Source organism: Limosilactobacillus sp. C0001E2, from assembly GCF_056590915.1.
In genome coordinates this window covers 201030-215205 of record NZ_JBWPXC010000001.1, presented here as the reverse complement: position 1 = coordinate 215205, position 14176 = coordinate 201030, and the positions used below count along the sequence as shown (strand labels likewise).

Annotated in this window: 10 protein-coding genes, 1 tRNA gene and 2 pseudogenes; 8 read left to right on the top strand and 5 right to left on the bottom strand. The window is 43.8% G+C overall.

Annotated elements, in window-relative coordinates; all coding sequences use genetic code 11:
* The first annotated feature begins 27 nt into the window (after positions 1-27).
* The 4 genes from AC1EKL_RS01050 to AC1EKL_RS01035 all read left to right on the top strand — a co-directional run bounded on the left by AC1EKL_RS01050 (position 28) and on the right by AC1EKL_RS01035 (position 4664).
* Positions 28-2346: an ATP-binding cassette domain-containing protein gene (locus AC1EKL_RS01050; RefSeq protein WP_480189114.1), complete on the top strand. Its 2319-nt coding sequence runs from the start codon at positions 28-30 to the stop codon at positions 2344-2346.
* 128 nt (positions 2347-2474) lie between these two features.
* Complete coding sequence (locus AC1EKL_RS01045) at positions 2475-3014, top strand: hypothetical protein (protein WP_480189113.1); 540 nt, start codon at positions 2475-2477, stop codon at positions 3012-3014.
* Positions 2969-3787 carry a PTS transporter subunit EIIC gene (locus AC1EKL_RS01040; protein WP_480189112.1) on the top strand — a complete coding sequence of 273 codons (819 nt, stop codon included), beginning with the start codon at positions 2969-2971 and terminating at the stop codon, positions 3785-3787. The genes AC1EKL_RS01045 and AC1EKL_RS01040 overlap by 46 nt, the downstream gene beginning before the upstream one ends.
* Positions 3774-4664: an alpha/beta hydrolase gene (locus tag AC1EKL_RS01035; RefSeq protein ID WP_480189111.1), complete on the top strand. Its 891-nt coding sequence runs from the start codon at positions 3774-3776 to the stop codon at positions 4662-4664. Before AC1EKL_RS01040 ends, AC1EKL_RS01035 begins: the two co-directional genes overlap by 14 nt.
* Before the next feature lie 51 nt (positions 4665-4715).
* On the opposite strand, the gene AC1EKL_RS01030 is transcribed toward AC1EKL_RS01035, so the two are convergent.
* Both AC1EKL_RS01030 and AC1EKL_RS01025 read right to left on the bottom strand, forming a co-directional pair.
* Positions 4716-5318 (bottom strand): nitroreductase family protein, encoded by a 603-nt coding sequence (locus AC1EKL_RS01030; protein WP_480189110.1) that lies wholly within the window; start codon positions 5316-5318, stop codon positions 4716-4718.
* 77 nt (positions 5319-5395) lie between these two features.
* Positions 5396-6268 (bottom strand): LysR family transcriptional regulator, encoded by an 873-nt coding sequence (locus AC1EKL_RS01025; protein WP_480189109.1) that lies wholly within the window; start codon positions 6266-6268, stop codon positions 5396-5398.
* Between the two features lie 111 nt (positions 6269-6379).
* Between AC1EKL_RS01025 and AC1EKL_RS01020 the strand changes: the two genes are divergently transcribed.
* Positions 6380-7420: an LCP family protein gene (locus AC1EKL_RS01020; RefSeq protein WP_480189108.1), complete on the top strand. Its 1041-nt coding sequence runs from the start codon at positions 6380-6382 to the stop codon at positions 7418-7420.
* Positions 7421-7483: 63 nt separating this feature from the next.
* Here the strand turns inward: AC1EKL_RS01020 and AC1EKL_RS01015 are convergent, their stop codons facing one another.
* Together AC1EKL_RS01015 and AC1EKL_RS01010 are read right to left on the bottom strand one after the other, a co-directional pair.
* The gene (locus tag AC1EKL_RS01015) at positions 7484-8485 is read right to left on the bottom strand and encodes an asparaginase (protein WP_480189107.1); all 1002 of its coding nucleotides are present in this window, start codon (positions 8483-8485) and stop codon (positions 7484-7486) included.
* Between the two features lie 78 nt (positions 8486-8563).
* Positions 8564-9920: pseudogene (locus AC1EKL_RS01010) on the bottom strand (DHA2 family efflux MFS transporter permease subunit).
* A gap of 228 nt (positions 9921-10148) precedes the next feature.
* On the opposite strand from AC1EKL_RS01010, the gene AC1EKL_RS01005 reads away from it, so the two are divergent.
* Both AC1EKL_RS01005 and AC1EKL_RS01000 read left to right on the top strand, forming a co-directional pair.
* A tRNA-Gln gene (locus AC1EKL_RS01005) sits at positions 10149-10220 on the top strand.
* A gap of 102 nt (positions 10221-10322) precedes the next feature.
* Positions 10323-11602 (top strand): annotated as a pseudogene (locus AC1EKL_RS01000) (MFS transporter).
* 40 nt (positions 11603-11642) lie between these two features.
* Here the strand turns inward: AC1EKL_RS01000 and AC1EKL_RS00995 are convergent.
* A complete protein-coding gene (locus AC1EKL_RS00995; RefSeq protein ID WP_480189096.1) occupies positions 11643-13022 on the bottom strand; it encodes an amino acid permease in 1380 nt (459 codons plus the stop codon).
* A 284-nt stretch (positions 13023-13306) separates the two neighbouring features.
* Here AC1EKL_RS00995 and AC1EKL_RS00990 point away from each other — a divergent pair, with 284 nt between their 5' ends.
* Positions 13307-14173 (top strand): NAD(P)-dependent oxidoreductase, encoded by an 867-nt coding sequence (locus AC1EKL_RS00990; RefSeq protein WP_480190187.1) that lies wholly within the window; start codon positions 13307-13309, stop codon positions 14171-14173.
* Positions 14174-14176: the final 3 nt, after the last annotated feature.

Here is a 14176-nt window from a genome sequence, read left to right as displayed (position 1 = left end):
ATTATTTAATGGAAAGGAGTCGTAAATGTGGAGAAATTACCAACGCAAATTGAAGTTCGCGGAGCACGAGTTCATAATCTAAAAAATATTGATGTTGATATTCCGTTACACAAGTTTGTGGCGATCTCTGGCCTGTCTGGCTCGGGGAAAAGTTCGTTAGCAATGGGAATTTTATATGAAGAAGGTTCGCGCCGTTATTTAGAGGCACTTTCAACTTACACCCGACGGCGGATTAAAATTGGGGCTCAAGCTGAAGTAACCAGTGTTAAGCATATTCCGTCGGCACTTGCTTTGAAACAACGGCCAAGCATTCCTTCAGAACGCGCTACTGTTGGAACGATGAGTGAAATCTTTAACGTTATTCGGCTGATCTTTTCTCGGTTGGGGTCACCAGTCTGTCCGAATGGTCATCGGCTAAAGCCGAGTTTGGAGATTGCACAGGTGATGAGCACGTCTGGGGATGATATGGGGAAATTAACCTGTCCAGAATGTGGCGCGCAATTCTATGCCTTTAGCGCGGAAGATTTTGCTTTTAATTCTGCAGGGGCTTGCACTAACTGTCAGGGGACTGGTCAAGTCCGGACAATTGACGATAGTAAATTAATTGGTGATGAAAACCTGAGTTTAGCAGATGGTGCGGTGGCTTCCTGGCACCTCCCGGGGCGGAACTTTATGCCGAGCGTCGCTGAGCAAGCAGGTGTGCGGATTCACGTACCCTACAAGGATTTGACGGATAAAGAGAAGGACTTTGTGCTGAATGGTCCAGAACGGAAATTTAAGATGGACTTTCGGTCAGGCACGGGGCGGGTCTTTCACGACTTTAATGCTTTATATGAAAATGCCCATGCAGCGGTGTTGCGTTCTGCACAATCTAGTAAAAGTGAACGGGCCCAAAAACGGATTAGTGAGTTTTTCCACTATTCGACATGTCCAGTCTGTCACGGGACACGTTTAAAGCCCGAGTTGCTCAAGCAGCTTGCTGGTGGTTTAAACATTGCTCAGGTGAGTGAATTAACACTTGTCGAACTAAAAGACTGGCAACAGGATGTCTTAAAAGAACTACCATCAGATATGCATAAGATGGCACAAAGCCTCTTTAAAGAATTTACGGATAACCTACGACCGTTATTAGAGTTGGGGTTGGATTACTTGACCCTGTCACGAAACGGGAATACTTTATCCACGGGAGAACTGCAAAGAATTCAACTATCACGGACCTTGCGAACCCAAACCACGGGGGTGCTGTATATCCTTGACGAACCGTCGATTGGACTGCACTCGGATAACATTACTGGATTGTTAAACGTCTTCCGGGAACTTGTTCACCAAGGGAACTCACTTGTGGTTGTTGACCACAACGTTGACATTATTAAAGCGGCGGATTGGATCATTGAAATGGGTCCTGGATCCGGGAATGCTGGTGGTCAAGTTATTGCTCAAGGGACACCGGATCAAGTGGCCCATGATGATCAGTCCAAGATTGGACCATACCTAAATGGGACCGCAAAGTTGCTGGCCCGGTCTGTTGCTGATCAACCAGCAAAACAGCAAATTGACTTTGACGTCCAAAATTATTTCAACCTCAAGAATGTCCATGCCCAGTTGCCGGTTAATCGGTTAAGTGCGATTACTGGTTTCTCTGGAGCAGGGAAGACAAGTCTGATTTTAGATAGCTTAGTTCCAGCAATTCAAGCTCAAGCGAAGGACCAGCAGTTACCTAAGCAAGGGGCGTGTCCTACCTGTGGTGGTGCTGGCGTAGTAACTTTAGACATTCAATTTTTGCCGGATATGCAGCAAGTCTGCCCAGAATGTAACGGGGATCGTTATAATCAGGCTGTTCAGGTAGTTAAGTGGCACGGCTATTCGATTGTTGACATTTTAAAGATGGACGTTCGTGAAGCCCTTTCGGTATTTGAAGATCAACCGCGAATTGAAAAAGAGCTGCAACTTTTGCAAGAAGTCGGTCTTGATTATCTTCACTTGGGTGAAAGCACGCCCAGCCTGTCCGGTGGGGAAGCACAACGATTGAAGCTAGTCAAACACCTTAATCGTAATCAAGCAACTACGTTATTTGTATTTGATGAACCGACAATTGGGTTGCACCCGTTAGATGTGAAGACCCTTGTTAATGTCATGCAGCAGTTACTTGACCGTGGAGCCACGATTATTACAATTACACACGATTTGAACTTGATTGCCAATGCAGACTATCTACTTGATCTAGGACCACGTGGTGGAAAAAATGGTGGTCGGATTGTAGCGAGTGGTCAACCGCAAGACCTGGTTAATGATCCACAAAGTTTAACAATCAAATATCTCGCTGACTATCTAAAACGTTATGAATAATAAAAGGGCTGTCTGACAAGATCACTATTGGACTTGTCAGACAGCTTTTCTGCGTCTAAAAACTATACAGGGTAAGTTAATCAGCTTATAATATGGAGTAATTTGTTTGAATGAATGGAGTTGATTGAATGTTCAATCAAGAACGGTGGATTAATTGGATGGTCCGTTTTCGGCAACGGTCATTTGTCCAAATCCTGCACCGCACTTTAATTGCCCTTTTCCCTTTAATTTTAGTGGGCAGTTTTTCGTGGTTATTGTACGAAAATTTACTGTCAACGAACGGTTTCTTAGGTAGTGTTTTACACGTTGCGGATTGGTTACCATTCCGTCAATTTTGGCGGGCTCTCTTTATGGATATGACCAGGGTAACGGTTGGCTGGACTGCACCATTTGCCTGCTTAGTCAGTGCCGTTTTAACTACCAAGTACTATCATAAGGAAAATCCGATTGCTGGTGTGGCAGCGATTGTTTGCTATACCTTGATCTTTGTTCATGGTGTTCAAGGTAATAGTGACGTTATCGAGATGAAGTATTATAGTGCCGCTTGGCTCATTATTGGGGTCCTGGTAGGGTATGTAGTTGGGCGAATGTTTGTCCGGGGCTCGGGCGGTCAGCCACTTTTATGGACTTTGCAGAACCCAATTCAGCAATTATTAAGACCGTACTGAAAAATTTAAAGCCACTTGTCATTTTGGTTGGCAGTGCTTTTGTTCTTCACTTCTTATTTGCCTTATATCGACAATTTGGTTTAGACGGCATGGTCAGTCAGTGGATTGGGTCGACCTTAGACCGGAACAGTAACTACTTCTTGAACATTACTTTGTCAGTCGTTAACACAATTCTCGTGTGGTTAGGGTTTGCTGAACCGCTTAGCGCGACCTCGCAGGTTTATAGCAACGAAATGGCCGCAAACCTTGGTTATGCATTGACCCATAAAACAGCCTGGGGAATTCCGTATCCATTTACGCCTTCATCATTGTATACGGGCTTTGCAGTTTTCGGCGGGGTCGGATTGACTCTCGCATTAATAATCGCGGTGCTGTGGAGCAGCCGTTCGCATTATTACCGTCAAGTCTCACGATGGAGTATGGCACCGGGCTTTTTCAATATCGGTCTGCCAATTTTGTTTGGAGCGCAGGTGTTCTGTAATCCAGTTTATTTATTACCATTCGTGTTTTTACCGGTAGTTAATATTATTTTAGGAAGTTGCCTGATTTTCATCCATGCCTTCCCACCATTAGTTTACCCGGTGCCTAATGGAACCCCAGGAATTTTGATTCCATTTATTGCAACTGGTGGTAACTTGGTTGCATTTATTTTTACAATGGTGCTGTTGGTAATTGATGTTATTCTTTACATTCCATTTGTTAAACTCGTTGAAAAAGTTGAAGCGCAGGCACGGGAAGACTTAAAGGGGGATTCAGCAAATGAAAATCACTAAAAAACACCGGCGATTGATCATTTGGCTAGTAATCCTGATTGCCATTTTGACGGGGCTTTCCTATGGCTGGTCGTGTCAAAACGTTCACCAATTACGGATTCGTCAGCAGTCAAAAATGTCGCCAGTAATTATGATTCCAGGCAGTAGTGCGACGGTGAACCGGTTTGACGGTATGGTTAAAAAGATCAATAGTATGGATCATAAACGTCACAGCTTGCTCAAGGTTAAGGTATATAACGATGGTAAGATTACCTATACTGGCCGGGTCCGGCGCGGTGATAATGAACCATTTATGGTTGTTGGTTTTGAAAATAACCACGATGGATATAGCAACATTAAAAAACAGGCTAAGATGTTTAATAAGGCTTTTAATCAGTTAAAGAATCGGTACGATTTCAATAACTTTAAGGGAATCGGTCACTCCAATGGTGGGCTGGTCTACACTTACTTCTTGGAACATTACTTTGATGAAGATCAGATTACGATTAAACGACTGATGACGATTGGGTCACCATATAACTTCTCTGAACCAACTAGTCGGCGGACAGAAATGCTGAAAGACTTTGTTAAGTACCGGGATAATTTACCGGATGATCTCGATGTTTATTCGGTCGCTGGTTCGGAAAACTATGTCGAAGACGGGATTGTGCCTTTGAGTAGTGTGCTAGCCGGTAAATATGTATACCAAGGCGCGGTTGAGCACTATACACAAGTCACCGTCACTGGTAAATTGGCACAACATTCATCGCTTCCCCAAAATACGGAAGTCCTGGACTTAATTCAAAGATATATCTTAAAAAATAACCGCAACCCGAATAATGGGCCGCGGAAAGTTAATCAAAAGAATTCGGATACTGATCCGTATAATGGTAATTAATTGCAAAAGCGGCGCTGTGAAAATCCACAGCGTCGCTTTTTGAATAAATAATTATTGAATTAACTTGAACACTTGATCTTCCGGAAGATATTCCTTACCACCAGCAGGTTGTTCAATTGAACCAAACGGCATCTCAGCACGTAATTGCCAAGTTGTTGGTAAATCAAATGCTTCATGGATGGCGTCGTCAATCAGTGGGTTATAGTGTTGCAGACTAGCGCCAATGCCTTGTTCAGCGAGTGCTGTCCAGACCGCTTGTTGAGCACCACCAATGGCTTGCTCTGACCAGGGTTGGAAGTTATCAGCGTAAGATGGGAATTGTTTTTCTAAATTACGGACAATTTCTGTATCGGTGAGGTAGAGAATCGTTCCAAAACCAGCCCGGAAAGTGGCAATTTTCGCCTTCGTCTTTTCAAATGCGGCAGGATCCTTCACGATTTTTTGTAAAGTGGCTTCCACAATGTCCCAAACTCGATCCGATTGCTTACCAAACAAAACAACTGTCCGAACAGTTTGACTATTAAAGGCACTTGGTGAGTTGCGAACCGTTGTCTTAACAAGGTCAAAAATCTCTTCAGGAGTTTGGCGCACGTTTTCACCTAGCGAATAGATTGAACGACGTTGAGCAGCAATTTCATTAAATTTTGAAGTCATAGTAATCCCTCCAATGGTTTTGCTAAATTTCATTCATTAGCTTTATTTTAACTTACAAAAAGTTAGTAATCAAGAGATTAATTTATTTGTGAATGATTAAAAAGATTGATCACCCGTTTTGTAAGTGGGTCTAAGGCGGTTTCTTTCATCCACACCAGTTGTAGGGTTGAACGCCAGGAAGGTTCATCAATGGTTTGAAAAGGGTGGTTAGCATAAAGGGTGGCAATTGAGTGTGGTACCAACGCAATCCCCATTCCAGAGTTAGCTGCTAAAATAGCGGTCCGTGCGTCATCACATTTGACAGCATAGAAAGGATCGATTCCGTGCCGGCGAAAAGTGTCATTAAATACGGCTTCAAAGCGCCGGTATAAAATTAGTGGCCGGTGAGCAAGGTCATTAATTGTTAAATGCTGGTGTGCATTAATAGTGGGAGTAGTTGTCGAACTAATGGCCACCATTTGTTCCTCCATTAAGGAAGTTTGCTGGAGACCAACGGCATTGAATGGGGAGCGAACAATCGCCAGGTTAATGGTTCCAGCATGCAAAGCTTGGATTAGTTCATACGTATTGCCCTCAGTAATTTCAACATTAACCATCGGATAGTTATCAGTCAGCTGACTGAGTGGTCCGGTCATTACGATTTGCCCAGCTGATGAGATTAGACCAATTTTCAAGGTCCCGCTGGTGCCGTCAGTGGTTTGATGGATCTGTTGCTTGGCATTGTTAGCAATACTAACGAGTTGGCGAGCGTACTTTTGAAACGTCATCCCGGCTGGGGTTAATTTAATTCCATGAGCAGTACGCTGAAATAATTTGGTATCTAATTCTTCTTCTAATTGCTTCATTTGATACGATAATGGTGGCTGAGCAGTATAAAGGTGTTTGGCTGCCGAGGTAATCTGGTGTTCTTCCGCAATTACCAAAAAATAATGGAGCTGTTTTAAATTCATTTTGCACCTCATATCTAATTTTTTAATATCTATTATTATAAAACAGTATTTAATTTATTAAGAGTGGTTTTGTACAATTAAACCATTGATTGAAATTGAGGAGGATGGTTTGTGCAATTTAAACGATTACGGTCGGCAAAATTATGGTTAAGTGTAACCGTCGTATTAGTTATGATGATTGGCTTGATGATTCACCAACAGATTAGTTCAGTGACTAATCAGATGACCGGGAATGCGCATCAGCCGCTCCCCGCTAAACTACGTCAGGGAAAACCATTTACTGTGCTAGTAATGGGAACTGACGTCGGTGCTTTAGGCCGTGGAACAGCATACGCAGGTAATACAGATACGATGGAATTGATGGCCGTTAATCCGCAGAAACAACAAGTCGCAATGCTAGCAATTCCTCGTGATACCTTGGTTAAAGTATCGACTAACCAGGGAGCGGACTACGTAAAGATTAATGCAGTTTATGCTATTGGTGGTGCTAAGAAAGCAAAAAAGCAGGTCAGTGAATTATTGAGTGTTCCGGTTGATTATTATGCGCTGGTTAATATGGGGGCCATGAAAAAAGTCGTTAACGCTGTCGGTGGCGTGGACGTTGATAATCCGTTTGCCTTTGATTATGAAGGTCACCATTTTAAAAAGGGACGACAGCATCTTAACGGAAATCAAGCATTAAAGTATGCCCGGATGCGTTATGATGACCCTAATAATGATTATGGTCGCCAAAAACGAGGGCAGCAGGTCATTCAATCTGCCATGCGGACATTCAGAAAACGGGGTTCTTTAACGACTACAAATGAAATCATCAAGACCATTGGCGATGGTGTCCGAACAGATCTACCGGTTAATAACGTCAGCGGTCTTTATTGGAAGTATCATTCATCGTTAAAACAAACTCGCCATCGTGTCTTGCGGTTTAGGGATGCTGAGATTCAAGGGACAGCTTTTCAAATTGCGACGGTTACCGAACTACGGAAGGGCAGTAATTTTATCCGGAAAACGTTAGGAATGAAATCACTGTCGACAATTGATAATGAGGAGACACAGCTGAATCACAACCAAACTACTTGGAATGGTTACAATCAGCTTGAATTTATGCTACCGCATGGCGCAAAGTACAATCAGCCAGGAAGTGGTGGAGAATAAGTTCTTGGTTGTAAACAAATAGTCCTCCAAGGTCAGATTGCGACTCACTTGGAGGACTATTTGTTAATTTAGCTCATCAATGGTGACTTCACCAGCGACGTTGGTGTTGAAAAATTTATCGATGTCTTTAACATCCATCCCTTGGCCCAATCCCCACATTAACTTAGTAATTGCGCTTTCGGAGGTCATATCACGGGCGCTAATGGCACCTTCTAGCAATGCTTGCCGACCAACTTCGTATTTGGTTAGGTCGCTTCGTTCATAGAGACATTGGCTGGCAGCAATCACTGGAATCCCCTTGCGGATTAACTCACCGATGGCAGCAGCAACATTCCGTCGAATAAAAGTCATGCCACCGAGCCCGTAAGCCTCAATCACAATCCCATGACAGCCATTTTCTGCCATTGCGTGGAGGAGGGCGGGATCAAAGCCAGGGAATAATTTGATTAGAGAAACGTTTGTATCAATTGCGGTATTTAAAATGCACTGTCGAGGTTGCCATTGCTCTGGAATTTTGATTTCTAAACCATCGGAGGTCACTTCAGCGACTGGCGGAAAATTAACACTTTCAAAGGCATTAAAGGCCGTTGTCCGGACCTTAACGGCACGACAACCACGCATAACTTTACTGTCAAAAGCAAGGTAAATGCCAGGCTGCAAACTAGCGGCTGCCGCAAAAGCCAGTCGCATATTATCTGGAGCGTCACTCAGTAAGACATTGATGGGGACCTGACTTCCCGTAAAGACGACTGTAACATCAATATTTTGGAGCATAAAGGTCATCATTGAGGCTGTATAAGCCATCGTGTCCGTCCCGTGTGAAACGACAATCCCGTCATAATCATGCCGGTACTTGTAGATGTCTTCAGCGATGGTCTTCCATTCTTCGGGTTGGATATTGGAAGAATCTAGATTCAGAATGTCCTTCACGTCAATTTGATAGGGAAGGTTACCAACCATTTTGAGAAGATCTTCACCAGATTCGCCAGGAGCCAGGCCTTCTTCAGAAACAACGGAGGCAATGGTGCCACCGGTCGAGAGTAACAGCAATTTTTGTTGAGTCAATTTAGTCACCACATTTCAGTAGAAATTCTAGTTCTATTTTAAAAGCCCACCCCTGTTTGTACAAGAGTGGGCTTAATTTTAGTGATTGTCAGCGTCGTCTTGGATTTTAAGTGAAATCAACAAACCGATCACAACGAGGGCAATGGTAAAGTAGAAACCATAGTGGACCCCGTTAGTAAATGTAAAGGCGTTGCTACCACTAACTGCGTGACGACCAACTTCCAAGAAACTGGTAGCAAGAGCAGTCGCTAACGCTCCAATAATTTGCTGCATCGTGTTCAAAATCGTACTACCATCTGCAGATTCCCGACCACTGAGCGAATTTAAGGCACTCGTTTGTGATGGCGACATTGCCAATGGTGCCCCGATCATTAAGATAATGTGGGCCATGATAACGTACCAAATTGCAGTTTTGGTAGAAACAAAGGCGAGCAAGATCGCCCCGATTAACGCGATAACAAGGCCAAGGCGCGCAGGTAATTTTGCACCGACATTATCGTACATCCGTCCGGCGATGGCTGAGACAATCGCGTTGACCAATCCACCTGGTAACATAATTATCCCGGTCAATGCCAACGGTAATGTCATCCCATTTTGAATGTATTGGGGTAGTAAGTACATTGCAGAAAGAATAATTCCAAAATCAATCATGACAATTGCAGCCCCGGTCCGGAAGTTCGCGTGCTTGAAGACCCGGAGGTTCAGGATTGGTTCAGCGAGGTGGAGTTGCCGGTAACCATAGAACAGGAGGGCAAGAACCCCAATGATCAGGGAACCGAGAACTTTGGCTGATAACCAGCCACTTTCACTGGCAAAACTCACCCCGGCAATTAGGCCAGAAAAACCGATTGCGGATGCTAAGATTGAAATGATATCTACATGTGGCTTAGTTAATTCACTGATGTTTTCCAAAGAAGTAATCGCAAAAATTAACGCGATTGCCAAGAATGGAACGAATGACCAGAAGACCCAGCGCCAGCTACCAACGCCCAGTAAAATTCCCGTTAGTGTTGGTCCAATGGCTGGGGCGAACATAATCACGAGCGCACACATTCCCATGACCGCACCAATTTTTTGTGGTGGGAAGATTTGCATTGCCACGGTGAACATAAGCGGAAGGATCAATCCAGTTCCAATTCCCTGAATCATTCGACCGATTAAAACAACCGTAAAGCCATTTCCCATCGCGGAGATAATTGAACCAATAATAAAGTCACACAGGGCAAAGATAATGACTTGACGAGTTGTAAACCACTTCGTAATTAAACTCGAAAGGGGTAAGATAATTCCAATGATCAACATGTATCCAGTCACTAACCACTGAATCGTTGACTGATTAACGTGGAGCTGAGCCATGAGTTGGGGCAGGGCAATGTTTAATGAAGTTTCACTAAACATCCCGACAAACGCCCCCCCCCAACATCATACTAACCATCGCCAGCTTTGGATGGTGGACGGAAACCCGTGCCTGTAAATGCACAGTTTCTTAATTATCCATAAAACAAAACTCCTTCTCAAATAAATTTCAAACGGTAATTAATACCAACGATTGATTACTCTACCAGATTCTAAATTTTTTCGTAAGGATTTTTTTGAAAATATCGTTGAACTTTTTTGAAAACGATGTTATATTTAAATAGTCGTCAGGCGACAAGTTAAATATTGGGCTATAGCCAAGCGGTAAGGCAACGGTTTTTGGTACCGTCATGCGCTGGTTCGAATCCAGCTAGCCCAATAAAAATTAAGGCATTGCGTTCGCAGTGCCTTTTTTTTATAAAAATGGTGTTAATTTAATAAGGAGGGATTGAAGTCGGTTGGTCATCAACCGAATCATTATATGAATGAACAACAGATTCCACAGAAGAATTATAAGAAAGCCCCTTTCAAAACGGTCCATCGGCGGATCTTAATCGCGTTAATCCTGGGACAAATATCCTGTGGGTATGCGTTAGGTATTAGCGGAACCGGTTTTTCACTCGCACAAACTTATCTTCATCTAACTGACTTTTGGGTTGGCTTGCTCGGTGCGGGGAGTTTGATTGGTCTAGCCGGTAGCGCTGTGATGGGTAAGTTAGCGGATTCAATCGGTCGTCGCGGTCTTTTGATGATTAATATGTACATTTTTGCTGTGCTATCGTTGGCGCAATTAGTGACAACTAATCCCTGGCTGCTTTTTATTATTCGGGTTGCGATTGGTTTGATGATTGCCATTGATTACACGGTCGGCAATTCATTATTAGTAGAATGGCTACCAGAGCAAGAAGCAGGTAAGCGGCAAAGTCGCCTGATCTTCTATTGGGCAATTGGCTTTGTTTGTTCATATTTTGCGGGAATTCTAATTCAGGGATTCGGTAGTGCCACCTGGCAAATTATCCTTGCCTCCTCAGTGGTACCAAGCTTAATTACTGCGCTGTATCGCTCAGTCTGCCGGGTTCCCGCATCACCAAGTTGGTTAGCAAGCCAAGGGCAAAAGGAACGGGCCCAACACTTAATTCACAAGCACATTGGGCGTCGCAAGCGTGATCCAGAGAAGATTACGTGGCGAGTGGTGTTTAATAAGCAATATCGACGTCGGACCATTGTTGGTGGCTTATTTTATGCATGTCAGGCGTTCGCCTTCTTTGGCATTAGTATTTTCTTACCAATTCTTTTAAAGGGGTTGAAGTTAGGAAATGATCAATTATCGGGGGTAATGTATAACGCCTGCGTCATGGCGGGGGTGCTCGTTGGGATGGCCTTATTTAATCGTCTGAGTCGGCGAGCATTTTTGGTTGGTCACTTATTATTAGCGGCCCTGGCCTTAATGATTATCATTGTTAATCCCGGTCACAGCCAGTTTTCCAGTTGGGATGTTTTGCCATCTTCTCTGTTGTCCTATCTGCTGGATTGGTGCTTGATTATCCGTACCCGACGGAGCTATTTGATATTAAAGTGCGGGCAACTGGTGTCGGTACGGTCATTACGATTAGCCGGATTGGAGCGGCTAGTGGGACATTCCTCCTACCAGTTTTAACAAATATTGGTGGTAGTAATTTGGCCATGCTGGTATGTGCAATCATTCTGCTAATTGGTGGTGTCGGCTGTCTCTTCTTTGCTCCTGAAACATCCCCAAAGTAAATTAAAAAGGATTGACCAAATTTCGGTCAATCCTTTTTTATTACTTTTTAATCTTGATTTCCTTGTGTTGCCGACTTGCAAATAACAGAATTGCCATCCAAACGAGGGTCACAATTAATGAAATTAAAGTGCTTTCCCGCATCGTCATGGTAACAGCAACTACCGCAAAGAAGATCAGCACTAAGTAGTCAGAAACCGGTGCTAATGGCATTTTAAACGGACTTTCCTTCGGGTACTTCTTTCTGAATTTTAAGTGGGTAATCACAATTGCTCCCCAGATGAAGATAAAACTCGTGGTGGCCACACTAGAAATCAGGGTGAAGACACTGCCTGGAACTAAGTAGTTTAAAGCAGCCGAAAGGGTAATCAAGAGTGCGGAAATGATAATCGCAAATGTTGGAACTTGGAACCGTGAAATGTGGCTGATGATCCGCACCTTGGGATTAGGTGACTTGTAAGTCAATTCAGCTAACATTCGTCCGGTCGTGTAAAGCGCACTGTTACATGAAGAAGCAGCCGCCGTAATTACAACGAAGTTGATAATGTCCGCTGCCCCGCTAATCCCAATATCCTTGAATACCATTACGAAGGGACTGGAGTTAGCATTGAGCAGGTTCCAGGGGAAGATCGACATGATCACCGCCAGTGAACCAATATAGAAGATTAAGATCCGTACGGGAATGTTATTAATGGCCCGCGGAATAACTTCTTCCGGGTCTTGAGTTTCAGCAGCGGTCATTCCGACCATTTCAACCCCGGCAAAAGCAAAGACGACCATTGGTAAGGACTTCAGTACCCCTGACCAACCGGTCGGGAAGAAACCACCATGACTAACCAGGTTGGCTGGCGTTGCAATACCGGCACTAGTGTGGTAATGGAAAATCATTAGGCCGATCCCAATCAAAATCAGGGCAATGATTGCCACAATTTTGATTAATGCAAACCAGAATTCGACTTCCCCGAAGGCCTTGACGGTAATTAGGTTAATACAAAGCAGAATTGCAATGGTAATTAACCCGGGGACCCATTGCGGCAGGCCCGGCAACCAAAGTTTGATATAAACCCCAATTGCAGTTAGTTCGGCCATCGCGATCGCAATCCAACTGGCCCAGTAGGCCCAGCCGATGACAAATCCGGCCCGGTGGCCCCAGTATTTATGAATTAAATCGACAAAGGAGTGATAGTGAACATTGGTCATCATCATTTCTCCCATTGCCCGCATCATCCAAAAACAGATTAACCCGGTAATCAAGTAACCAAGGATGATGGATGGACCGGCGAAGTGAATGGATTCACCAGATCCTAAGAAAAGACCCGTTCCAATTGCACCACCTAGGGCAATCATTTGAACGTGACGGTTAGTAAGTCCACGTTGTAATTCATTTGAATCTTGCGTGGCCTGATGGCTTTTATCAGCCATTTAAATTCCTCCTTTAAGTTCATGCAGCTTCATGAACCATACTATAAATATTAATCAATTTCTCAGAATTGTGCAAATGAAGTGAAATTGATGCGCGCAAAAAATTGGTTAATGTTCTTATTATACCGCGTTTTTATACGAATGTATTAATAAAATGGTGACATGATTTTATCTTAGCCAATTCACAGTTTTCTGCTGATTAACCGTTAATAGCAGTCGGTATAAGGGAATGCTATAATTAGAAACTATTAGAACACTTTGAAATACAATTGGGGATGACAATGATGAAAATTGGTTTTATTGGTACCGGCGTCATGGGAACCGGAATTATTAATAACCTGCTTAACCATCATGAAACGGTAATCGTCTATAACCGGACGAAGAGTCATGCGCAGGCAGTGCTTGATAACGGTGCACAGTGGGCAACTTCACCAGCTGAATTAACGGCTCAGGTTGACGTCGTAATGACGATGGTTGGCTTCCCGCAGGATGTACGCGATGTTTACTATGGTGGTCAGGGAATCCTAACTACTGCCCATGCTGGTCAAGTTTTGATTGACCTGACAACCAGTACGCCATCACTGGATCAGGAAATCACTCGTGATTGTCAAAAGCAGGGGATTCAGTGCCTGGATGCGCCAGTTTCTGGTGGAGATATTGGTGCTCAAAAAGGGACATTGACAGTGATGGTTGGTGGTGAAAAGCAGACCATGGCCTCGTTACAAGGACTCTTTGATGAATTTGCCGCATCAGTAACCTATTTTGGCCCGGCTGGAAGTGGGCAAAATGCCAAAATGGCCAACCAAATTATGATTGCTGGAACCATGACGGGGATGACCGAAGCATTTGTCTATGCTAAAGCAGCTGGTTTAGATCTCCAGCAGGTCATGAATACGCTCCAAAGTGGGGCGGCCGAAAACTTTAGTTTAGGCAGCTATGGACCACGGATTTTGCAGCATGATTATACGCCGGGCTTTTTTGCTAAACATTTCCTCAAGGATTTACGAATTGCTTTAACAACTGCTGAACAGCTGGACATTGATTTTCCAGCTACGAAGGAAGCAAAGCGATTGTATGAAATTCTCGTTGACCAACGGGGACTGGGCAATGATGGTACACAAGCCTTAATCAAACTTTGGTGGCAGGATTAATAA